Here is a 22,434-nt window from a genome sequence, read left to right on the forward strand (position 1 = left end):
GAATGCTAGAGCAGCGTTCCGGAGAGAATCGCAAGCGCAATGGTGAAATAGATCACCAGACCCGTGACATCGACCAGCGTCGCCACGAACGGCGCCGAAGCGCTCGCCGGGTCGAAGCCGAGGCGCTGCAGCGCAAAGGGCAGCATCGAGCCCGCCAGCGACCCGAACGTGACGATGCCCACCAGCCCCGCCGACACGGTGGTGGCGATCAGCACCCAGTGCGCGCCGTAGTCGTAGAAACCGAGCTGCTGCCACAGGGCGATGCGGACGAAGCCGACCACGCCGAGGATACCGCCCAGCACCATGCCCGCCGGCAGTTCGCGCAGCGCCACCCGCCACCAGTCGCGCAGGCGCACCTGCCCGACGGCGAGCGCGCGGATGATCAGCGAAGTCGCCTGGCTGCCGCTGTTGCCGCCCGAACTCATGATCAGCGGGATGAACAGCGTCAGCACCACCGCACGCGCCAGTTCGTCCTCGAAGTGCTGCATGGCGCTCGCCGTCAGCATCTCGGAAAGGAACAGCACGCTGAGCCACCCCGCCCGCTTGCGGATCATCGCGAAGAAGCCGGTTTCGAGGTAGGGCTTGTCGAGCGCCTCCACGCCGCCGAACTTCTGCACGTCCTCGGTATGCTCCGCGACCAGCGCGTCGAGCACGTCGTCCACGGTGACGATGCCGATGGGACGGCCCTGCTCGTCCACCACCGGCAGCGCCAGCAGGTCGTGACGGCGGATCAGGTTCGCCACTTCCTCGCGGTCGGTATCGGGCGCGACAACCACGGGTTCGCGGTCGCGTCCGAGATCGAGCGCGGGATCGTCGGGTTCGGCGGCGATCAGGCGGCGCAGCGAGATCGTCGCCTCGAGGCGGCCCGCCTTGTCAACGAGGAACACCGAATAGACCGTCTCGCGGCTGCGCTCGACCGTGCGGATGAGCCTGAGCACATCGCCGACGGTAGCCGAGGCGGGCGCGGCAACGAACTCGGTCGTCATCATGCCGCCCGCGCTGTCCTCCGGCCAGGCCAGCAGGCTGGCAAGCGAGCTGCGCACATCGGGCGCCAAGGCGGCGAGGAAACGCGCGGCAACGCCCTCGTCCATCGCCGCCAGCACGTCGGCCGCGCGGTCTTCCGCCATCTGGGAGACAAGCCGTACCGCGCGCGGGAACGGCAGCAACGCCAGCACCTCGCTCGCAGCGGAAAACTCGGGCCGGTCGAGCGCGGCCACGGCGCGCACGTCCGCCATGCGGCCCAGCTTGGCGGCCGCCTCTGCAGGCGTCAGCGCCTCCAGCATCTCGACGATATCGGCAATGTAGAGCCCGCGCTTCACGGGCCGGGGGCCGGTCGTCACGCCGGCGAGCAGGTCGTTCATCATCTTCAAAACCTTTCGTCCGCACGACCCGGGCGGACGATGGCCAGCGAGAACTAGCCAGCGCCCTTGGGGCGTGCGGTCCTACTGGAACTGTCGCTTGACATGTCCTCGCTTCCTGAAACTTGCGCGGCACGAGTGGCCGTGCGGGCGCCCCTCTGATCCCAAACCGCGCCGAGGTCAACCACCCAGGCGCGCTCAAGCCATCAACTCAACGCAACACACGGATCGGAATACCAAAAAAGCCCCCGTGCAGGACACGGAGGCTTTTCTTGTTCGGTAACCGAAAGGCTCGGCGGGATCAGATCCCCGCGATCGCCTTGTCGACCAGCGCCTTGTCGGCATCGGCCGAGTGGTTGGCCTTGATCAGGTCGCCGGCGGCCAGTGCGGCAGCGGCAGCGGCCTTGCGGCGCAGGTCGTTGATCGTGGCCAGTTCCAGCGCCGAGATCTTCTCTTCCACCATCTTGTGACGGCGGGCGATCAGTTCGGTGGTGTCGGCCTCGGCCTTGGCGACGATCGCTTCGGCTTCGTGATGGGCATGCTCGAGCATGGCCGCGGCGTCCTTTTCGGCGTTCGCGATCTTGTCGGCATATTCCTTGCGCAGGGCTTCCGCCTCGGCGCGCAGGGTCTTGGCCTCTTCGAGGTGCGCCTTGATCTGGGCAATGCTCGAATCGAGACCGCCCGAGATGAGCTTGGGAACGCCCTTCCAGATCATGATCAGGATGAGCACGAGCATCGAGGCGCTGACCACCGCGACCGGCGGGGCAAAGCCCAGCAGTTCGGGTTCGGCGTGCTCGACCGCGACGTGCGCCTGGGCGGCGCCAGCCTCGTGAGCGGCGGCCTCGTGAGCGGCGTCCTGGGCGACCGGAGCGGCGCCCTGTTCAGCGGCGGTGTTCTCAGCCATGAGCCAGGCTCTCCTTCACGGCGGCGCGGGCGGCGGTCTCGTCGAGCGAGATGCCGGCGACGCGGCTGACGATGTCGCGAGCGGCTTCGGCGGCAACGCCCTCGATCTCGGCGGCAGCCGCAAGGCGCGCTTCTTCGATGCGCTTTTCCGCGGCGGCGAGGTCGGCGTCGATGCCGATCTGCGCGGCGCTGAGACGCTCTGCGGTGGCGGCACCGGCCTTGGCGCGGGCCGAAGCGATGAGGTCCTGGGCCTGCGCGCGGTTCGCGTTTTCACGCGTGCGCCAGGCTTCCTCTTCCGCGTCGGCGCTTTCGCGCAGCTTTTCGGCGGTGGCGAGGTCCTCGGCAATCTGCTTGTCGCGCGAGGCGACCGTATCCATCACCTTGGGCACCATGCCGCGTCCGACGACGAAGAAGGTGATGGCGAAGAAGATCAGCATCCAGAAGATCTGGCTGGCGTAGTATTCGCCTAGCTGTGCGATCTGAGGCATGTGTCAGCCCTGTCCCGAGGTAGCCGGTAAAAATCTTGCATCCGGTGGCCCGGCCGCGGCACCAAAGGGTTCGCGCGGCCGGATCGGATCAGTGCGCTAGTGCGATCAGGCGAAGATCAGCAGCGCGGCAACGACGAACGAGAGCAGGCCGAGAAGTTCGGCGCCCGCGAAGCCGATGAACAGACGGCCCTGCTGGGCGTCGGCAGCGCCGGGGTTGCGCAGCGCGCCTTCGAGGAACTTCGCGAAGACGTTACCCACGCCGATCGAGGCGAGACCGCAACCGATAGCGGCGAGACCGGCACCAAGCAGCTTTGCAGCATCTGCTTCCATTACAAAAACTCCCTTTGGAAAAGTCTGATAAGAGACTGAAAATCAGTGAAGGTTCTCGGCGTCATTAAGATAGACGCAGGTGAGAAGGGCGAAAACGTAGGCCTGGATGCCGGCGACCAGCAGCTCGAGAGCGCAGATGCCGACCATCAGGATGAAGCTGGGCAGACCGGCAATGGCAAAGAGGCCGATACCGGCGTTGCCCGAGCTGATCACGAAGCTCGAAAGCACTTCAAGAAGCACGTGGCCGGCCATCATCGCGACGAAGAGTCGCAGACCGAGGCTGAACGGGCGCACGAGGAAGGAGATCAGCTCGACCACGAAGATCAGCGGGATCATCACGACCGGCGTACCGTGCGGCACGAAGAGCGAGAAGAAGTGCAGCTTGTGCTTGGCAAAGCCCACGATGATGACGATCGCGAACGAAAGCACCGCCAGGACACCGGTCGCCGAAAAGTGGCTGGTGAAGGTGAAGGGGTGCAGGCCCAGCACGCCGAGCGGCAGCAGACCGAGGAAGTTCGCGAAGAGAATGAACATGAACAGCGAGAAGATGTACGGGACGTACTTCTTGCCGTTCTTGCCGACGTTGGCGGCCAGCATGCCGTCGATGAAACCGGTGAAGGTCTCGACAGCCATCTGCCAGCGGCCCGGCACGAGCTGACGCTTCGTGCCGCCGGCAACGAAGACGATCAGCGCAACGGTAGCAATCGCCATCCACAGCGCGCTGTTGGTAAAGGCGATGTTGTATCCGGCAATGTTCCAATGGGCACCGGCCAGCGTTTCGAGCTGGAACTGGTGCATCGGATCGACCTTTGCTTCGGCAGCCACGCGAATATCCCTGTCGCCTATGAACGACAGCGCCCAATCCACCCCTTATGGGTCAATCCGGGCGCTGGTTCGAATTCCGTATGATATTCCTGAAGGCGACGAAGATTCCTAGGAACAACATCACCAACAGACCCCAGGGCGATGTTCCGGCGAAGTGATCGATCACCCAGCCGATGAACAGGCCGCCGATGACCCCGCCGAGAAGATCGGCCAGAACACGGTTGCCGGCGCGATAGGAATCGTCCGTTTCCGTGCCTGCGTTGGGCTTGTTGCGCTGCTCTTCACGCTCGCGAAGGGCTTTAAGCCTTTCGTCGAGCCGTTCCAGGCGCGCATCCTCGCCAACGGAGTCTCGTGCAGGTGGCTCGTCGCTCATGTCAGGTCCTCCTCCATAAAGGACGATTGACGCGTTCAACGGCTCCCCGCCGAGGGCGCCGCCCCCTTAGGGTGGGGCTTATCCCGAGTCAACCTTGGCCGGGCGCTGACCACGCCTCTTGTTCACACGCCCTGGCGCGCCGCCCCGGCCAACCCAAGTACCCGCGCAGACACAGCATTCGTCAGGAAAAGGAAAAGCGCAAGGGCGATGCGTGAGAGTGTTCCTCCACGACCATTTGCGAATCAATCCCGTCAGAGAGCGGTCACAGCCCTGTCGAACGGGCGAGAGAGTGTTTCACAAGCGAGACGTTCACAAGCGAGACGGGACCAGACGATCAAAGCACCGCCCTCTCCGCGGCACCGGCCCGGGGTTTTTTGTTAGGTGCGCTCGTCACCTCCGTGACGAGCTTGCGGCACCAGCCCACTCCCCCACCCTACCACCCACGAGTGTATCCTGATGGGTGGTCGGGTGGGGGAGTGGGCTGGTGCCGCCTCCGGACGTCAGTCCGGACAAAAAACCGGGCCGGCACCACCTCTCGGCGGCACCGGCCCGGAATGAACCCGATGGAGGGCAGCGCGATTAAGGGCAGCGCGGATCGCGCTGCGGGGCCGCTGCCGTGCGGGTCTGCCAGGAGCCGTCGGGCGCCTGGTACTTTTCCCCGGGGGCGGTCTGGGCGATCAGGCGGCAGGCGGTGGCGAAGGCATATTCCTCGATCGTGCCCTTGCCGGCGGCCTTTTCGGTGTAGATCGCGCGGCGCTTGTTGTTGAGGTCGCGCACCATCGCCTGCACGGCAGCGGATTGGCTACCGACCACGCCGAGATAGCCATCGCGCTGCTCACCCACCTGCCCGGACGAGCGGGCGGCGGCATAGGCCGGATCACGGGCTTCCTGCGCCACGGCGACACCTGCTGCGCCGAGAACCAGCGCGGCTGCGCCCATCAGGGCGACGGTACTGCGGAAACGGGTCTTGGTCATCAGAATACGCCTTCGTTGTCCTTGATCGTCTTTTCCGCATCGGCGGAAAGCTGATAGATCACTTCCTGTCGGATGTTGACGTTGAGCTCGATCACGATCGGCTTGTCGGGTGCGGTCACCTGGATGCACCCGGACAGCATCGGCACGAGACCCGCCACCATCGTCGCGGCGCGAACGGCGCGCCTGCCGGACCGGACTGCGGCGAACTGCGCAAACGAGGAGGCGATCTTTGGCATCGCCGGGTTTGTCGCAGCCGGATCGCTTCCGGTCAATTGCGGGCCAATCATGGTTTTCTCTCGCTGTCTGAAGGCTGAATGGTGTGTTGTGCAGGATCAGTCGTTGTTCGGGCGGCTGCAGGGATGCCTGCGGCGGCTTTTGCCTGCGCCTGAAGCGCGGCCTCGGCACTGATGATGCGCGGATCCTTGATGAAGGTGGGGTCGTACAGCGAGCGCATGTTGCCGAACAGGCTCATGAACGGCGCTTTCACATTGACGATGAAGTGGATCGGCAGCTTCGCCACTTGTTTGGTCACGAAGTTCTTGGAAGCCCCTGCCCCCTGGCTCAGCCCGTCAAAGCTGATCCGGGTAAGGATATCGCCCGCCAGCGATCCATCAAGACCGATCTCCATCTGCTTGTAATCGACCGATTTCAGCGCCGAGAAGGCAAAATTGCCCATCGCCGAGAGGTCCTTGTAGGTCAGCGTGCCGATATAGCTGACATTGCCCCCCGGCACCCGCGAGCGCAGGAAACCGTTGTCGATGCGCCCGCCGTTCTCGTCGAACACCAGCGGCACTTCGCCGTCGAACACACCCGAGGCATTGATATTGCCGACTTCGAGGTGCTGCACGAAAGTCGCCGCATTGAGCCCCTTGACGGTGAGCGTGTAGCGGCGCGTTTCCGCCGCGCCGATGGTCATCGTCGCCGGCTCCAGCGCCAGCGTGCCGTCCATGAACGGCCAGCGCGCGCCATTGATGCGCAGCAGGTAGTTCGGTTCCATCTGGAACGACAGCGTGCCGTCGGTCACTTCGATGCCGGGATTGACCGAGGCGAGCCGGAGCGTCTGGTTCGGCGCCGTCACCATGCCCAGCAAGTCGGTAAAGACGACATCGCCGGACAGGCCCTTCACCGGACCGAACGCCGCCGCAAAGTCCAGTCCACCGGTGGAAAACCGGCCGTGGCTGGTCACCTTGTCCGCGGTCCAGTCGATCCGCCCGGTTCCCTTGACCGTCCCCTCGAGGTTCGAGACGACACCCACCATCATCGCCGAAAGCGTGCCTGCCTGCAGCTTGTCGTCGAAACGCAGGTCGTCGACCGCCAGATCGGCGTGGCCACGGGTCCGGTTGAGATCATGGACGATGTCGGCGCGCACGATCGCCCGGTCGCTCTTCGGCTCGCGCAGCAGGGCGTCGGCGGTGATGACACCGTTCGCCAGCCGCAGCGTGGCATCACGGGCGACCAGCGGTTCGAAACGCGGTGCCTGCTGGCGGTCGACCAGGGTGAAATGCGCACCCTCAAGGCTCAGCACGCCGCCCGCGTAGCGCCATTGTCCACCGGTTTGCCGCAGGTCCATCGGCACCGCGGCCAGCATCACGTCGCTTTCGTCGAAGGTTCCGGCGATGTCCTTGCCGACCCGGGCGCCGAGCCGGGCGATGCGGAAGCGCGAAGGCGCCTCGGCGGTGCCAAGCTCGACATCGATGCCCCGCGCCGCAAGCGCCCCGGGCCTGCCGGGCACTTGCGCATACCCCACCGCACCGCTGGTCAGGCGGATGCGGGTGCCGCCCAGCCGTCCGGTCAGGTCGAGCGCGGGGACACCCGCCGTGATCGCCATGCCGCCGCCGGCGCCAAGCGCCAGGATCGGCTTGCCCCGCGCGGGACAGACCGGCAGGCGGCGCCGGTCCAGTGTCAGATTGGCCAGCGCCAGACGCTCGAAGGCCACCGTGGTACAGCCCGGCCAGAGCGCCAGCGCACCATCGGCCGCCCAGCGTCCCTCGATCGGCAGCACCAGCCCGTCGGCCCGTCCGCCCGGCAAGGCGCCGGACAGGCGCGCCTCGCCGCCGAACGTCATCGCGCCGTCGGCGGCCTGGCTCACCAGAAGGTGCGGCAAGGCCATGCTCGCAGCGCCCAGCCGCGCATCGTCGGCCCGGTATTCCGGCATGCTGACGCTCAGCGCCAATCGGCCGTTCGCAGTGCTTTCCATGCGACCGGAGACGCGCGGCAGCCCCTGCCCGCTGCTGGCGAAATTGCCGGTGAAGACGGGACGACCCTTGCCCGCCCCCCCGAACACCCCTTGCACGCGCGACAGCGCCAGCAGCGAAGCGCCGCTGGTGCCGCGCCAGTTCCCGCGCGGGACAACCAGGCTCCACTGCCGCGCGTCGCGGCGCAGGATCACATGGGCATCAAGCGTCGAGCCGCGCGCCTCGCGCCCCAGCGCGGCGCGGATGCGGTTGGTCAGCGGGGCGACCAGCGTGCCCTCGCCGCTTCTGGCAAGGTCCGCCAGCGCGCGGTCGGCCATGGCCCCCGGCACCACGCCGCGCCCCGCCAGGTCGGCCTCGACATCGACGTTTTTCAGGCCGGGATCGCTGCGCACCTGTCCATCGAGCGACAAGGCCTGCACGCCGGCCTGCGGGGTAACGATTTCGCGCGCCGCGACCTTGTACGTCGCGGTCAGCGCCTGCTTGCGGAAAGTGAAGCGGCTGGAAGCGGTTAGCCCTCCAAGCCGGTTCTGCGCCAGCCGCAGCGCGCCGCCTTCGAGGCCCAGCCTTCCCTCGGCGCCGTCGAGCCGCGAATCGAGCGTGCCGTCGAACTGCAGCGCCGATTTCGCAAGGTGGATGTCCTGCGCAGGACAGTCGAGCCGGCCGAGCCGCAGCGGACCGGTGAAGGACGGCTTCTCGCCGCTGACCCGCAGCCTGCCGTAAAGCGTGGCCTGCGCCGCCCGGCATCCCGCCACCGCAAGGTCCGGCGCGACGACCGCCAGCCGCCCTTCGAAACCGCCACGCAAGGGGCCGATCCCGTCGAGCTTGGCGGCCACCCGGCCATAGTCGCTGTCGATCAGCGCGCGGCCGTCGACCAGGCCGATGTCGTAGTCGGGCAGCGGATGGTCCTTGTCGGCGGCCCCACCCGATGAAAGCGCCTTGTCGAGCGCGCCCAGGCTGAGCCTGCCGCCGTGATAGCGTCCGTAGAGGCGCGGGCGGACCAGCGTGATGCGGCCGATGCCCGGCCAGCCCCAGACCACCCGCGTCGCCACGCGCACTTCCTCGACGGTGAGGTCGGGGCGGCGCGGATCGCCGATCACGAGATTGCGTACCACCTGCTCAGAAGGCGAGATCGTGACGATCTCGTAGCGTGCGGGCAGCCCGAGCTTCTTCAGCTCGCTGCCGATCACGTTTTCGGCAATGTCCTTGCGCAGGATCCAGGCGGTGCCTGCGCCGAGCGCGAGCAGGCTCACCACGCCAAGCGCACTTGTCGCGACCATGCGCCTGCGGGCACGCGGCCGGGAACGTGGGGCGGCACGGGAGGGGCGGTCAGCTTCCGCCGGGGGGTCGGTCAGGTCTCGCACCTCGGACATTCAGATCGTTCACTTGCGCGTCTGCGCCGGGAAAGGCAATTGTTCGCAGAGCTTATGCCCGACCACGACAGTCTCTTCGATGAACCGACGGCCACCACCGGGCCAAAGGACGCGGGCAACGACCCCAGCGGGCACCGCGCGCGGCTGCGCAAGCGGCTGGTCGAGGGCGGCGGGGAAGCTCTGGCGGATCACGAGGTGATAGAACTCCTGCTGATGCAGGCCGTTCCCCGGCGCGACATGAAACCGCTCGCGCGCAGCCTGCTGCAGCGATTCGGATCGCTCGCGGGCGTGCTCCAGGCCGACGCGCGCACGCTGGCCGCCCATCCCGGCATGGGCGAGGCCAGCGCCGTCGCGCTGAAGATCGTCACCGTCGCCGCCACCCGCCTCGCCCGCCAGCGGCTGCGCGAGGCGCCGGTGATCGGATCGTGGCAGGTGCTGGTGGACTATCTCACCATCGACATGGCCCACCTCACCCGCGAACGCGTGCGCGTGCTGTATCTCAACGCCAAGAACATGCTGATTCTCGACGAGATGGTCGGCGAAGGCTCGATCGACGAGGCCGCCATCCACCCGCGCGAGGTGATCCGCCGCGCGCTCGACCTCGGCGCCACCGGGCTCATCCTCGTCCACAACCACCCCAGCGGCTCGCCCCAGCCCAGCCGCGCCGACATCGACGTGACCAACCGCATCGCCGAGGCCGGCCGCCTGCTCGGCATCGTGGTCCACGACCACGTGGTGATCGGGCGCGAGGGGCATGTCAGCCTGAAAGCCAAGGGCCTGATCTGATGTGTGTCGCCGCTCTTGCCTGGAAGGCGCATCCCGACTGGCCACTGGTGGTCATCGGCAACCGGGACGAGTTCCACGCCCGCGCCAGCGCCCCGCTGGCGCGCTGGGACGATGGCTCGGGCATCGTCGCCGGGCGGGACCTCGTCGGCCACGGCACCTGGATGGGGCTGAGCGAGGCGGGCCGCTTTGCCCTCGTCACCAATTACCGGGTGCCCGAAGGCGCGCAGCCCGGACGTCCTTCGCGGGGCATTCTGGTCACCGACCTGCTGCAGGGCCGCACACCCGAGCCGGTGGCGACGATGAACCCGTTCAACCTCGTCGACGTGGCAGGCAGCGAGGCGCGCTTCCTCACCAATCATCCCAGGACCGAATCGCGCCCCCTCGCCCCCGGCATCCACGGCCTCTCGAACGGCGGCTTCGACGTGCCCTGGCCCAAGACCCGCGCGGTCCAGACGGCCCTGGCCGCGTGGCTGTCCAGCGGCGGACAGGACTTCGCGGCGCTGTTCGCCGCCCTGCGTTCGGAGCGCCCGGATCGCCGCATCGCCCGCCCGCAGGACGGGCCGGAGCCGCGCTTTGCCCCGGTCTTCATCCGCGATTTCGTCTACGGCACCCGGTGCAGCACGGTGCTGGCCTTGTCTGCCGGTGGACAAGGCCGGATCGTCGAGCGCAGCTTCGCCCCGGACGGCAGCGTGACCGGCGAAGTGGCGCTATCCTTCGCATGGCCCGGCCCGCTCCCGGCCACAAACCTACAAATCGCCTAGTTATCTTTGGAAACCCCCGTATCGTCCCCCGGTTGTCCGGAACGATCGCGCTCCACCCACGACTTAGCCCCGACCGCCCCGACAGCAGGATCCCCCACCCGCATGCCCGGTCTCGCCCGCCTCTCCCTTCTCCCCCTGCTGCTGGCGACGGGCTGCTCCACCCTGCCGCCGCCCGTGGCCCACGTGCCTTGCGCGCAGACCCTGCCCCCGCACTTGTCCCGATCGCCGGACGGCGCCTTCGCCTCGACCCACATCACCGTGCTGACCTACAATATCGAGGGCCTCGGCTGGCCCGCCCGCACCGGCAGGCGCCCCTTCCTCGAACGGATCGGCCGCCGCCTCTCCGCCATGCGCGAGGCCGGGAGCGGCCCCGACATCGTGCTGTTCCAGGAAATGTTCAGCGATGCCGCCAAGCGCGCGGTCGCGGCCACGGGCTATCCGGCGATCACGTCCGGCCCGCGCCGCACCACCGGCGCGCGGGGATCGACCCGCAGGTTCCTGCCCGGCCGCTCCAGCCTGAAGCGCGGCGAGATCGGCATCCACCTCTATGGCAGCGGGCTGGCGATCGCCTCGCGCTGGCCCATCGTCAACTACAGCCGCCGCGCCTATGGCCGCCGTTCCTGCGCGGGGTTCGACTGCCTGTCCAACAAGGGCATCGCCATGGCCCGCATCGCCATTCCCGGCGTGCCCACGCCGATCGACGTCTACGACACCCACATGAACTCGCGCGGGGCCTCGGGGGCGCCGGCCGCGCGCAACCTTGCCGCGCATGACCGGCAGGCGCAGGAAGCCTCGCGCTTCATCGACGAGACCCACGACGACGGCCTGCCGCTGGTGTTCGGCGGCGATTTCAACATGCGCCGCTCCGAGCCGCGCTGGGAGAACTTTTCCCGCTACCAGTCGCTCGGCCTTGTCCACCGCATCTGCGCGTCGCCCGATTCGGGCTGCGAGGTGAAGATGTCATGGGACGGCGACGAGCCCTGGATGGATACGCAGGACCTCCAGTTCCTCTGGAGCGGCGATGCGGTGAAGATCCGCCCGGTCAGGGTGGAAGCCCTGTTCGACGGCAGCCCGGACAGTCCGGTGCTGTCCGACCACGACGGGTTCATGGTGACCTACGAACTGCGCTGGAAGGCCGCGCTGACCCGCAGCCCCGCCTGCCCGGTGCCGGCGGCATCACCGGCTACGGGTTGATACGCTCGCAATCCCGAAAGAAATCGGTATCTTGCAGGAGGCGGCGAAGAACAGGTGCGATCCCGCCTAGCTTGTTTATCCGCACCGGAAGGTCGCCCCCTCCGCATGACTGGTTCACCTCGCTTCCTCCCGGCCTTGGCCCTGCCCATCATTCTGTCCGGCACCGCAATCCCCCAGGCAGTGCGGGCTCAGTCGGCGCTTCCCGCCACGATCGAAGTGCTGATCGGCCATGCCGAGACCGACAGCGAGGGCGGCGCCCTGCTCGACGTGCGGCTGCTCAACACCGGCGCGGCCGCGGCCGAGGCCAGCCTGCCCGCGGTGGTCGAGGCGCGGGTGACGCGGCCCGGCGCCTTCGGGGAAGGCCGCACCGTCACCTTGCAGCGCGAGGCATCGGCGCCGGCATCGGTGGCGGTCGCCCCCGGCCGCTTCGCCACCGTCCGGTACCGGTTGGCCGGCGGCAACCTTGCGGAAAGCGCCCAGCTCTCGGTGCCCGGCTGGGGCGGACAGGCCGTATCGCTCGCGGTGCAATCTCCCGCCCCGAATCCGGCCCCGAACCCGGCCCCGAATCCGGCCCCTGAAGGCGGCCCGCCCTGGCACCCCGGCCCGCATGTGGCGCTCGCCGCTCCTCCGCCGACGCCGCCGCCCAGCGACCGCACGGTCGGCAACGCCTATATCGGCAACCTTTCCGCCTACGAGCCGACGTATGCGGTCTATGGCCCCGGCACCAACAGCGACGCACGCCTGCAGCTCAGCTTCAAGTACCAGCTGTTCGGCAGCCGCGCCCACGAAGGGGGCCGCGCGCTCGCCGACGGGCTCTACTTTGCCTATACCCAGCGCATGTTCTGGGATCTGGGCGCCAATTCCTCGCCCTTCCGCAACATCGATTTCCAGCCCGAAGCCTTCTACGTCTCCGCGCCCAAGGTGCTTTCCGACAAGGCCACGCTGAGCGCCCAGGTCGGCGTGCGCCACGAATCGAACGGCCGCGACGGCGACGATTCGCGCAGCATGAACACCATCTACCTCGCGCCGATGGCCGCGTTCACGCTGGCCGACGACTTGCGCCTGACCGTGCAGCCGCGCGTCTGGCTGTTCGTCGGCGATCTTTCCGACAACCCGGACATCCGGCGCTACCGCGGCAACAGCGGCATCTCGTTCCAGATCGGTCGGGAGAACGGCTGGCGTTTCTCCTCGCTCTCCCGCTTCAGCTTCTCCAGCGGCAAGGGATCGACCAGCGGGGAACTCTCCTACCCGCTGCGCCGCCTGCTCGGCGGCGGGCCGGACTTCTATCTCTTCGGCCAGGGCTTTGTCGGCTACGGCGAGAACCTGCTCGACTACAACCGCCGCACCACCCGCCTGCGCCTCGGGGTGGCGCTGGTACGCTAGGGGCCCTCGTCAAAAGGCGATTTGCAGCCTCCACGCCCGCCTGCCAGCCATCGCCGCTGCCATGAGCGCTGCCATAATCCTTGCCTTTGGGGCCTACCGCGCCTAGCGGCACCCGCGTCAGCCAAAGGAGTCGAACATGGTACCCCGCTACGCCCGCCCCACGATGACCGCGATCTGGGAGCCCGAAGCCCGTTACCGCATCTGGTTCGAGATCGAGGCCCACGCCGCCGTGAAGATGGGCGAGATGGGCACCGTGCCCGCCAGCGCCGGCCAGGCGCTCTGGGACTGGTGGGGCACCAACCCCCGGATCGACGTCGCCGCGATCGATGCCATCGAAGCCGTGACCAAGCACGACGTCATCGCCTTCCTCGACTGGGTGGCCCAGCAGGTCGGCCCCGAAGCGCGCTTCATGCACCAGGGCATGACCAGCTCCGACGTGCTCGACACCACGCTCAACGTCCAGCTGGTCAAGGCCGCCGACATCCTGCTGGAAGACCTTGATGCCCTGCTCGCCGCAATCAAGCGCCGCGCCGAGGAGCACAAGTACACCCCCACCATCGGCCGCAGCCACGGCATCCATGCCGAGCCGGTGACTTTCGGCCTCAAGATGGCCGAAGCCTATGCCGAATTTGCGCGCTGCAAGAAGCGCCTGATCGCCGCCCGCGAGGAAGTCGCCACCTGTGCGATCTCGGGCGCGGTGGGCACCTTCGCCAACGTCGACCCGGCGGTGGAACAGTACGTCGCCGACAAGATGGGCCTCGAAGTGGAGCCGGTCTCCACGCAGGTCATCCCGCGCGACCGCCACGCCATGTTCTTCGCGGTACTGGGCGTGATCGCCAGCTCGATCGAACGCCTCGCCATCGAAGTGCGCCACCTGCAGCGCACCGAAGTGCTGGAAGCGGAAGAATACTTCTCGCCGGGCCAGAAGGGCTCCTCGGCGATGCCGCACAAGCGCAACCCGGTGCTCACCGAAAACCTCACCGGCCTCGCCCGCGTCGTCCGCTCGTCGGTGACCCCGGCGATGGAAAACGTCGCGCTCTGGCACGAGCGTGACATCTCGCACTCCTCGGTCGAGCGCTTCATCGGCCCGGACGCGACGATCACCCTCGACTTCGCGCTGGCCCGCCTCACCGGCGTGATCGACAAGCTGCTCGTCTATCCCGAGCGCATGCAGAAGAACCTCGACCGCATGGGCGGCCTCGTCCACTCGCAGCGCGTGCTGCTGGCGCTGACCCAGGCCGGCCTGACGCGCGACCAGTCGTACCGCCTGGTGCAGCGCAACGCGATGAAGGTCTGGGAATCGGACGGCCAGCTCTCGCTGCTCGAACTGCTCAAGGCCGACGAGGAAGTCACGGCCGCCCTGCCGGTCGAAGTGATCGAGGAGAAGTTCAACCTCGATTACCACTTCAAGCAGGTCGACACGATCTTCGCGCGCGTTTTCGGGAACTAAGCTCCCGGCCGACACTTCCCATGGCCGCCAATCGCGCTTAGCATTGCGCGATTGGCGCGACCAGACTTGCAGAACCAGCTGCAGGAATTGCCGGAGGAAGCATGAATATCATCCGCACCGTGCTGTGGATTGCCCTGACCGCGATCCTTGTCGCCTTCATCGCCATGAACTGGGCCAAGGTACCGGTCAATTTCTGGCCGCTCGACGACGGCAACTACGTTCACTTCGAATGGCCGGTCGGTTTTGTCGCCCTGTTGTTCTTCGGCCTCGGCATGCTGCCGGTGTGGCTCTACCTGCGTGCGGTGCGCTGGCGGCTGGGCCGCCGCATCGCCACGCTGGAGAACTCGCTGCGCGCCAGTTCGATGCCCTCGATGACGGCGCCTGCCAGCGTGCCCGAAGCCGCCCACACCCTAGATCCCTCCCTCGACCCTACGCCGGAAGTCTGATCCCATGAACCACAATCCCGTCTACCTCGCGCTCGACCTGCCCCGCCTCGACGCTGCCGAAGCGCTGGCCCGCAAGGTCGCCGGGCACATCGGCGGGATCAAGCTGGGGCTCGAATTCTTCTGCGCCCATGGCCACCACGGCGTGCACGAACTGCACAAGCTGGGCCTGCCGATCTTCCTCGACCTCAAGCTGCACGACATTCCCAACACGGTGGCCGGCGCGATGCAGGCGATCCACGTGCTGCAGCCCTCGATCGTCACCATCCACGCCGCCGGTGGCCGCGCGATGATGGAAGACGCCAAGGCCGCCGCGGGCGAGAACTGCAAGGTCGTGGCCGTCACCGTGCTGACCAGCCTCGACGGTGACGACCTCGCCTCGATCGGCGTCAACGACCAGCCCCACGCGCAGGCCCTGCGCCTTGCCGAACTGGCGCACTCGTCCGGTCTCGACGGCATCGTCTGCTCCGGCCACGAAGTCGGCGCGGTGCACAAGCAGTGGAAGGACGGCTACTTTGTCGTCCCCGGACTGCGCCCGCACAATGCCGGCAACGGCGACCAGAAGCGCATCGTCACCCCGCGCCAGGCCCGCGACGACGGCGCCAGCGTGCTGGTGATCGGCCGCCCGATCAGCCGCGCCGAAGACCCGCTGGCCGCCGCCCGCGCCATCGAGGCCACGCTCTGACGCAAATTCCCGGGCCGGGCCAAGGCTGACGCCGCCCGGCTCCGTCTCTCCGTTCATCCCCCGGAAATGCACGGTTCAGCGCCGCGCAACCTCCCGGGCGGCAGACCATTGATCCGGTCCTGATGGCCCGATCATGATGGATGGAGAGTGCGACTGATGAATTCCCCCCGACTGCTTGCCGCGACCGCCTTTGCCGCCCTGGCGCTGGCCAGCGCCCCTGCCGCCATGGCGCAGCAGAGCGTTCCCGCAATCGAAGCCGGCCACACCCTGCTCACCGTCAATGCCGAAGGCGCGACCACCCGCACCCCGGACATGGCGAGCTATTCGGCCGGCGTCACCTCGCAGGGCACGACCGCCAGCGAGGCGATGGGCGCCAATTCGCAGGCCATGGCCCGCGTGATCGCCGCGCTGAAGAAGGCCGGCGTGGCGGACAAGGACATCCAGACCACCAACCTCAGCCTCAATCCGGTCTATGCCGAACCCAGGCGCCAGCCCGACGGCAGCTTCTCGGGCGAGCCACGCGCAATCGTCGGCTACCAGGCGACCAACACCGTCACCGTGCGTCAACGTAAATTGGCAGACACCGGCAAGGTGATCGACGCGCTGGTGACGGCGGGTGCCAATCAGGTGAACGGCCCGGACTTCACGCTGTCGCAGCCCGAAGCCGCGCAGGACGAAGCCCGCACCGACGCGATCCGGACCGCGCGCGCCCGCGCAGACCTCTATGCCCGCGCCGCCGGGCTACGGGTCGTGCGGATCGTCTCGATCAGCGAGAGCGGCGGCTATGCGCCGATGCCGGTGATGTACGCCCGCAAGGCGGAAATGGCCTCGCTCGCCTCCGCGCCGCCGGTTGCCGCCGGTGAACTGCAGATGTCGGTGAACGTCACCGTCCAGTTCGAACTCGGGCAGTAAAAGTTCGCTTGAAAATTCGCTGAAGGCGAATTTTGCGGCACCGGCCCTCTCCCGTCCCGAAGAAGACGAAAAGGTCCGGGGGACCTTTCCGCTGAGGGGGCCGACCACCCGGCAGGGTATTCTCATGGGTGGTCGGGTGGGGGAGAGGGCCGGTGCCGCGCTAAAAATGCCCCACGGGCATTTTTCAGACCAAACGGTCAGTTCATCATCATGTCCTGCGACTGGATGTTGTAGCCGACCAGCGCCATGTGCCCGCCGTCCCCCTTGCGATAGACAAACTGCTCGACCCCGCTGCCGTGCTCGAACGTCGTCTGCATGGTGAGGCTCACGAACGTGCCGCCGGTGGTGGCATTGGTGTTCCAGCCGACCTGCTTGCTTGAACGGACTTTGCCCAGCTTGCGGTGCACCGCATCGATCAGCATGCCGAACTGCGCCGGCTGGGTCGCCTTGCGGAAGTCGGGATCGGCGGCCTTCCAGATTTCCTGAGACCGTCCGGCGTCAAGCGCGCGGTGGAACCTGGCCACCTCCATCTGCGCGTCCGCGAACGACTCCTTCATGCCGCACCCCGCCAGCATTGCGGCAGCGGCAAATGGCATTAGATAGCGGCCAATTCGCTTCATCATCGGTCCCCTGCATGTCAGGACCGCAATCTAGGCCAGAAAATCCAATGCCAACAGCGGCAATCAAGATCTGCGGGATCAGCACCAGCGAGGCGCTCGAGGCAGCGATCCGCGCGCGCGCCGATCATGCCGGCTTCGTGTTTTTCGCGAAGAGCCCCCGCAACGTCACGCCCGCGCAGGCCGCACAGCTGGCGGAGCGTGCGGAAGGGCGAATCGGCCGCGTCGGCCTGTTTGTCGATGCCGATGACGCCGCGATCGCGCAGGCCGTGGCCAGCGCCCGTCTCGACGCCTTCCAGCTGCACGGCAGCGAAACCCCGCAGCGAGCCGCCGAATTGCGCGCGCGCTACGGCGTGGCGGTGTGGAAGGCGCTCTCCGTCGCCACGGCGGAAGATGCCGCCAAGGCCGCTGCCTATGCCGGTGCAGTCGATCTGGTGCTGTTCGATGCCAAGACGCCCAAGGGCACGCTGCCCGGCGGGATGGGCCTCAGCTTCGACTGGAAGCTGGTCGCGGGCTGGAAAGGCCCGGTGCCATGGGGCCTTGCGGGCGGGCTGACGCCCGATAATGTCGCCGAGGCCGTGCGCCTCACCGGAACGCCGTTGGTGGACACCTCTTCGGGGGTCGAGAGCGCGCCGGGCATCAAGGACCTCGACCGCATCGACGCTTTTGTGCGCGCCGTTCGCAGCGCCTGAGAGACCGTTTGAACATCCGCCATGGGCGGATTTTACGGCCCCAGCCCACTCCCCCACCCGACCACCCATCAGGATACACTCGTGGGAGGTCGGGTGGGGGCGTGGGCTGGGGCCGCCTCGAAAATGCCCCTCGGGCATTTTTCAAACGGACTCTGAGTTACAGCCCACGCCCCAAACAAGAAAGGGCGGCCCCCTCATGGGCCGCCCTTCCCTGGCTTACGCTCGCGGTGGAGCGATTCCGCTCAGGTGCCTCCGGCCCGACGCCTCGGTGGCGAAACCGGGCCGGAAGCAGCCAGATCAGAACTTCACGCCAACGCCGACGAGGCCGACGTCTGCATCGGGGGTGTTGTCGCCCACGAGCAGGTGCTTGTATTCAGCCTTGGCGTAGAAGCGGTTGTCGAGAGCCTGCTCGACGCCGCCGCCGACAGCAACGGCGCTGTTGCCGTACTTGGCGAACTTCGACTGCCAGGTCGAGTTGGCATAGAGCTTGGTGGTCGGGGTGATCTTGTAGCCGACGCGGCCACCGGCGCCCCACGAAACGCGGGTGTCGCTGGTCAGCACCTTGTCGGCCGAACCTTCAACGCCCACGAAGAACTTGCTGCCCAGGTCGTAGTCGTAGCCGACTGCGACGCCTGCGACTGCTTCGCTGTCGCTGCCGTCCCAGATGATGCCGGTGCGGGCTTCGACGCGCGCTTCATTGGCCAGAGCGGGGGTGGCGACGGCTGCGGCTGCAACGGCAGCCAGCGAAACGAGTGCGATACGCATTGTATTTTCTCCAGTATTTTCCCCGGCCCTCACCGGGGAGCCGCCCGCTGCGCTTCCTTTCCTTTCGCTCAGATGAACGAAATAATTCATAATTGCCCTGAAACGTCATGAAACTGCCACTTTCGGACACTATATTGCCATTAACGTTTGCACCGTTGCGTCATTTGCAATTGAATTCAGGCGGCTCATCCCCATGCAAACGATTATCGGCGAAGGCGCTGGACTTGGCCGCCGCGCTCTGCCAATCGCCCCGATCATGACCACGCACGCGCCTGTGAACAGCTTCCGCGCCCTGCCCGACGAGACCGGCCACTTCGGCCAGTTCGGCGGTCGCTACGTCGCCGAAACGCTGATGCCGCTGATTCTCGATCTCGAGAAGGAATACCGGAAAGCACAGCAGGACCCCGCGTTCTGGGCTCAATTCGATGCGCTGATGAAGGATTTCGTCGGCCGCCCGAGCCCGCTCTACTTCGCCCCGCGCATGACCGACTATTTCCGCGCCAAGGCCCCCGTCGGCCCCAATGGCGAAAAGCGCGGCCCGAAGATCTACTTCAAGCGCGAAGAGCTGAACCACACCGGCGCGCACAAGATCAACAACTGCATCGGCCAGATCCTGCTCGCCATCCGCATGGGCAAGACCAAGATCATCGCCGAGACCGGCGCGGGCCAGCACGGCGTCGCCACCGCCACCGTCGCCGCGCGATTCGGCCTGCCCTGCAAGATCTTCATGGGCGCCAAGGACATCGAGCGCCAGAAGCCCAACGTGTTCCGCATGAAGCTGCTGGGCGCCGAAGTCGTCTCCTGCGAAAGCGGTTCGCAGTCGCTGAAGGACTCGATGAACGACGCGCTGCGCCACTGGGTCGCCAACGTCCACGACACCTTCTACATCATCGGCACCGCCGCCGGCCCGCACCCCTATCCGGAGCTGGTGCGCGATTTCCAGTCGATCATCGGCAAGGAAACCCGCGAACAGATGCTGGAGAAGGAAGGCCGCCTGCCTGACATGCTGGTGGCCCCGGTGGGCGGCGGATCGAACGCGATCGGCCTGTTCCACCCCTTCCTCGACGATCCCGAAGTGGCGATGACCGGCATCGAGGCGGGCGGCCACGGCGTCGACACCGACAAGCACGCCGCCTCGCTGACCGGCGGCAAGCCCGGCATCCTCCACGGCAACAAGACCTACCTGCTGCAGGACGAGGACGGCCAGATCACCGAGGCGCACTCGATCTCGGCCGGTCTCGACTATCCGGGGCTCGGGCCGGAACACTCGTGGCTGCACGAGAGCGGCCGGGTGAAATACGTGCCGATCAACGACGATCAGGCGCTGGAGGCGTTCCAGCTCTGCTGCGAACTGGAAGGCATCATCCCGGCCCTCGAAAGCGCCCACGCCCTTGCCGCGCTGCCGCAGCTGACGGCTCAGATGGACGAAGACAAGCTGCTCGTCGTCAACCTCTCCGGCCGCGGCGACAAGGACATCTTCACCGTCGCCGAAGCGCTGGGCGTGGAGCTTTAACGCAGGCCGTACTGGAGGGCAGTGAACGGATTTATGTCAGTAGCAAAGCCAGCCGCGATCATCGCCTGCCTGACCTTGCTGCTGTACATTCCGGTATGGCTTGCGGTCGGAACATGGCTCTATCCCCACACCCATCCCGAGTACTGGATCTGGACCGTCCCAAGCCACATTCTTCCGATCTCGGCCGTGATCGCATCATTGATCGTCGCTTTGACGCACTGGATTAAGAACCACCGATGACCCGCTTCGAAACCGCATTCGCCAAAGGCCCCGCGCTCGTCTGCTTCATCACCGGGGGTGACGGCGACACTGCCGCCAATCTCGACGCGCTGGTCGAAGGCGGCGCCGACGTGATCGAACTCGGCATGCCGTTCACCGATCCGATGGCCGACGGCCCGGCAATCCAGGAAGCGAACATCCGCAGCCTCGACGCGGGCACCAGGACCGCCGACGTGTTCCGCATGGCGAGCGAATTCCGCGCCCGCCATCCACAGGTTCCGCTGGTGCTGATGGGCTATGCCAACCCGATGATCGCCCGCGGCGGCGAGTGGTTCGCGGACGAATGCGCCAGGGCCGGAGTGGATGGCGTGATCTGCGTCGACATCCCGCCCGAGGAAGATGCCGAGCTCGGTCCCGCCCTGCGCGGCAAGAACGTCTCGCTGATCCGCCTTGCCACCCCCACCACCGATGCCGCGCGCCTTCCGGCCGTTCTCAATGGCTCCTCGGGGTTCCTCTACTATGTCTCTGTCGCCGGTGTTACCGGCATGCAGCAGGCCGCACAGGGCTCGATCAAGGACGCCGTGGCCAGGCTCAAGGCCGCCAGCACGATCCCCGTCGCGGTCGGTTTCGGCGTGCGCACGCCCGAACAGGCGAGCCAGATCGCCAAAGTGGCGGACGGCGTGGTCGTCGGCTCGGCACTGGTCGATCTGGTCAAGCAGCACGGCACCGAAGCCCCCGCCCATCTGCGCGCGCTGACCGCGGCGCTGGCCGAAGCGGTCCACGCCGAGCGCTGATCCCCTGAAATTCGTCATTGCGCAAAGCATGACGACACAGCAATCCCATGCATCGCGGCGGCCGCCAAGGCTTGCCGCGATGTGCATTTCCGGACGGATGCCATGAAAGACTTCGCCACCTCCGCAGACCCGCGCGTCCAGGCCCAGCTTGATCGCCTCGCCGCGCTCTCGATCCCGCAAGGCCGTCTCGGGCTGGAGACGATCCACGCGCTGCTCGACCGGCTCGGCAATCCGCACAGGCGCCTGCCGCCGACGTTCCATGTCGCCGGAACCAACGGCAAGGGATCGACCTGCACGTACCTGCGCTTCATGCTGGAAGCACAGGGCCTCAAGGTCCATTCGGCCACCAAGCCGCATCTGGTACGCTACAACGAGCGTATCCGCCTTGCCGGCAAGCTCATCTCCGACGAAATGCTGGCCGACCTGCTGCGCGAAGTGCTCGACGCGGGCGAAGACCTCGGCCCCAGCTTCTTCGAGGTGACGACGGCGGCGATCTTCCTCGCCTTTGCCCGCGAACCGGCGGATGCCTGCGTGATCGAGGTCGGCCTCGGCGGGCGGCTCGACGCCACCAATGTCCTCGACCATCCGGCCGCCTGCGGCATCGTCACTCTCGGCATCGACCATGAAGCCTTCCTGCTGCGCCCCGAAGCAGGCGCACCGGAAGCCCCGCTGGCCCGCATCGCCTTCGAAAAGGCAGGCATCGTGCGCGGCCCGGCCCCGCTCGTCACGCTGAGCTATCCGGAAAGCGCCACGCTCGAGATCGAGCGCGCCGCACTCACCGCCGGTGCGCCGCTCCACATGCGCGGGCGCGACTGGGATGCGACCGTTGGCGATATGATCGAATATTCCGACCGTCACGGCGAACTCACCCTGCCGCTGCCCACCCTTCCCGGCACGCATCAGGCCGAGAACGCCGCGCTGGCCGTCGCCATCCTGCGCCATCAGGACCGCGTCAGCGTCTCCCCCGAAGCCATGGCCGAGGGCATCCGCAACGCGAAATGGCCCGCCCGGCTCCAGCACCTCGGCAACGGCCCGCTGACGCGCCATGCCGGCGCCCGCGAGGTCTGGCTGGACGGCGGCCACAACCCCGACGCGGGCCTTGCCATCGCCCGCCATTTCGCGGGCCAGCGGCTCCATCTCGTGATCGGGATGCTCGCCAACAAGGACCCGCGCGCCCTCACCGCCCCGCTCGCAGCAAGCATCGCCAGCATTCATGCCGTGCCGGTTCCCGGGCATGACTGCCACGGCCCGGCCAGTTTCGGCCCCTCCGCCGGTGCGGCCGAAAGCGTCGCGGCGGCATTGGCCGCCCTGCCCGGCGACGGTCTGCCGGTCCTGATCGCCGGATCGCTCTATCTCTCCGGCGTGGTGCTGGAGGCGAACGCGGAAATTCCCGACTGATCCGC

The 22,434-nt window shown here is 67.2% G+C and carries 24 protein-coding genes; 13 read left to right on the plus strand and 11 right to left on the minus strand.

All coding sequences use genetic code 11. The features are described from left to right. Nucleotides 1–5 precede the first annotated feature (5 nt). The 9 genes from mgtE to CA833_RS00660 all read right to left on the minus strand — a co-directional run bounded on the left by mgtE (nt 6) and on the right by CA833_RS00660 (nt 8,724). On the minus strand, nt 6–1,364 hold the full coding sequence (mgtE, locus tag CA833_RS00620) for a magnesium transporter (protein WP_142632768.1): 1,359 nt from the start codon (nt 1,362–1,364) through the stop codon (nt 6–8). A 295-nt stretch (nt 1,365–1,659) separates the two neighbouring features. Next, nucleotides 1,660–2,262, minus strand: a complete 603-nt coding sequence (locus CA833_RS00625) for a hypothetical protein (protein ID WP_207078899.1) — start codon at nt 2,260–2,262, stop codon at nt 1,660–1,662. Next, nucleotides 2,255–2,749 carry an ATPase gene (locus CA833_RS00630; protein ID WP_207078900.1) on the minus strand — a complete coding sequence of 165 codons (495 nt, stop codon included), beginning with the start codon at nt 2,747–2,749 and terminating at the stop codon, nt 2,255–2,257. Before CA833_RS00630 ends, CA833_RS00625 begins: the two co-directional genes overlap by 8 nt. Nucleotides 2,750–2,854: 105 nt before the next feature. Further along, on the minus strand, nt 2,855–3,079 hold the full coding sequence (locus CA833_RS00635; RefSeq protein ID WP_142632765.1) for a F0F1 ATP synthase subunit C: 225 nt from the start codon (nt 3,077–3,079) through the stop codon (nt 2,855–2,857). A gap of 42 nt (nt 3,080–3,121) precedes the next feature. Further along, nucleotides 3,122–3,904 (minus strand): F0F1 ATP synthase subunit A, encoded by a 783-nt coding sequence (locus tag CA833_RS00640; RefSeq protein WP_142632764.1) that lies wholly within the window; start codon nt 3,902–3,904, stop codon nt 3,122–3,124. Nucleotides 3,905–3,956: 52 nt separating this feature from the next. Further along, nucleotides 3,957–4,277: an AtpZ/AtpI family protein gene (locus CA833_RS00645; RefSeq protein WP_142632763.1), complete on the minus strand. Its 321-nt coding sequence runs from the start codon at nt 4,275–4,277 to the stop codon at nt 3,957–3,959. Nucleotides 4,278–4,856: 579 nt separating this feature from the next. Further along, nucleotides 4,857–5,252, minus strand: a complete 396-nt coding sequence (locus tag CA833_RS00650) for a YdbL family protein (protein WP_207079885.1) — start codon at nt 5,250–5,252, stop codon at nt 4,857–4,859. After that, nucleotides 5,252–5,488 (minus strand): YnbE family lipoprotein, encoded by a 237-nt coding sequence (locus CA833_RS00655; protein WP_242526192.1) that lies wholly within the window; start codon nt 5,486–5,488, stop codon nt 5,252–5,254. The genes CA833_RS00650 and CA833_RS00655 overlap by 1 nt, the downstream gene beginning before the upstream one ends. Nucleotides 5,489–5,535: 47 nt before the next feature. Further along, nucleotides 5,536–8,724: a YdbH domain-containing protein gene (locus tag CA833_RS00660; RefSeq protein WP_242526193.1), complete on the minus strand. Its 3,189-nt coding sequence runs from the start codon at nt 8,722–8,724 to the stop codon at nt 5,536–5,538. A 147-nt stretch (nt 8,725–8,871) separates the two neighbouring features. On the opposite strand from CA833_RS00660, the gene radC reads away from it, so the two are divergent. The 8 genes from radC to CA833_RS00700 all read left to right on the plus strand — a co-directional run bounded on the left by radC (nt 8,872) and on the right by CA833_RS00700 (nt 16,431). After that, on the plus strand, nt 8,872–9,603 hold the full coding sequence (gene radC / locus CA833_RS00665; protein ID WP_142637500.1) for a DNA repair protein RadC: 732 nt from the start codon (nt 8,872–8,874) through the stop codon (nt 9,601–9,603). Beyond that, nucleotides 9,603–10,364 carry an NRDE family protein gene (locus tag CA833_RS00670; RefSeq protein ID WP_207078901.1) on the plus strand — a complete coding sequence of 254 codons (762 nt, stop codon included), beginning with the start codon at nt 9,603–9,605 and terminating at the stop codon, nt 10,362–10,364. The genes radC and CA833_RS00670 overlap by 1 nt, the downstream gene beginning before the upstream one ends. Nucleotides 10,365–10,466: 102 nt before the next feature. After that, nucleotides 10,467–11,558, plus strand: coding sequence for an endonuclease/exonuclease/phosphatase family protein (locus CA833_RS00675; protein ID WP_207078902.1), 1,092 nt, complete (start codon nt 10,467–10,469; stop codon nt 11,556–11,558). Nucleotides 11,559–11,663: 105 nt separating this feature from the next. Beyond that, entirely contained in the window at nt 11,664–12,941 is a 1,278-nt protein-coding gene (locus CA833_RS00680; RefSeq protein ID WP_207078903.1) for a phospholipase A, read from the plus strand. A gap of 136 nt (nt 12,942–13,077) precedes the next feature. Next, complete coding sequence (gene purB / locus CA833_RS00685; protein WP_142632759.1) at nt 13,078–14,391, plus strand: adenylosuccinate lyase; 1,314 nt, start codon at nt 13,078–13,080, stop codon at nt 14,389–14,391. A 101-nt stretch (nt 14,392–14,492) separates the two neighbouring features. Further along, nucleotides 14,493–14,837, plus strand: a complete 345-nt coding sequence (locus tag CA833_RS00690) for a LapA family protein (protein ID WP_142632758.1) — start codon at nt 14,493–14,495, stop codon at nt 14,835–14,837. Between the two features lie 4 nt (nt 14,838–14,841). Then, on the plus strand, nt 14,842–15,519 hold the full coding sequence (pyrF, locus tag CA833_RS00695) for an orotidine-5'-phosphate decarboxylase (protein WP_142632757.1): 678 nt from the start codon (nt 14,842–14,844) through the stop codon (nt 15,517–15,519). 156 nt (nt 15,520–15,675) lie between these two features. Next, complete coding sequence (locus CA833_RS00700; RefSeq protein WP_142632756.1) at nt 15,676–16,431, plus strand: SIMPL domain-containing protein; 756 nt, start codon at nt 15,676–15,678, stop codon at nt 16,429–16,431. Nucleotides 16,432–16,628: 197 nt separating this feature from the next. On the opposite strand, the gene CA833_RS00705 is transcribed toward CA833_RS00700, so the two are convergent. Beyond that, nucleotides 16,629–16,988: a DUF4019 domain-containing protein gene (locus tag CA833_RS00705; protein WP_242526194.1), complete on the minus strand. Its 360-nt coding sequence runs from the start codon at nt 16,986–16,988 to the stop codon at nt 16,629–16,631. 110 nt (nt 16,989–17,098) lie between these two features. Between CA833_RS00705 and CA833_RS00710 the strand changes: the two genes are divergently transcribed. Continuing rightward, the gene (locus tag CA833_RS00710; protein ID WP_207078904.1) at nt 17,099–17,740 is read left to right on the plus strand and encodes a phosphoribosylanthranilate isomerase; all 642 of its coding nucleotides are present in this window, start codon (nt 17,099–17,101) and stop codon (nt 17,738–17,740) included. A gap of 297 nt (nt 17,741–18,037) precedes the next feature. Here the strand turns inward: CA833_RS00710 and CA833_RS00715 are convergent, their stop codons facing one another. Then, the gene (locus CA833_RS00715; RefSeq protein WP_142632753.1) at nt 18,038–18,505 is read right to left on the minus strand and encodes an outer membrane protein; all 468 of its coding nucleotides are present in this window, start codon (nt 18,503–18,505) and stop codon (nt 18,038–18,040) included. A gap of 256 nt (nt 18,506–18,761) precedes the next feature. Here CA833_RS00715 and trpB point away from each other — a divergent pair, with 256 nt between their 5' ends. From trpB to CA833_RS00735, 4 genes are all read left to right on the plus strand, one after another. Continuing rightward, on the plus strand, nt 18,762–20,018 hold the full coding sequence (gene trpB, locus CA833_RS00720) for a tryptophan synthase subunit beta (protein WP_142637497.1): 1,257 nt from the start codon (nt 18,762–18,764) through the stop codon (nt 20,016–20,018). A gap of 33 nt (nt 20,019–20,051) precedes the next feature. Then, nucleotides 20,052–20,258, plus strand: coding sequence for a hypothetical protein (locus CA833_RS00725; protein ID WP_207078905.1), 207 nt, complete (start codon nt 20,052–20,054; stop codon nt 20,256–20,258). After that, the gene (trpA, locus tag CA833_RS00730) at nt 20,255–21,031 is read left to right on the plus strand and encodes a tryptophan synthase subunit alpha (RefSeq protein WP_207078906.1); all 777 of its coding nucleotides are present in this window, start codon (nt 20,255–20,257) and stop codon (nt 21,029–21,031) included. Before CA833_RS00725 ends, trpA begins: the two co-directional genes overlap by 4 nt. A 102-nt stretch (nt 21,032–21,133) precedes the next feature. Next, nucleotides 21,134–22,429, plus strand: a complete 1,296-nt coding sequence (locus CA833_RS00735; protein ID WP_207078907.1) for a folylpolyglutamate synthase/dihydrofolate synthase family protein — start codon at nt 21,134–21,136, stop codon at nt 22,427–22,429. Nucleotides 22,430–22,434: the final 5 nt, after the last annotated feature.

This window comes from Novosphingobium sp. KA1, from assembly GCF_017309955.1.
Classification (GTDB): Bacteria; Pseudomonadota; Alphaproteobacteria; order Sphingomonadales; family Sphingomonadaceae; genus Novosphingobium.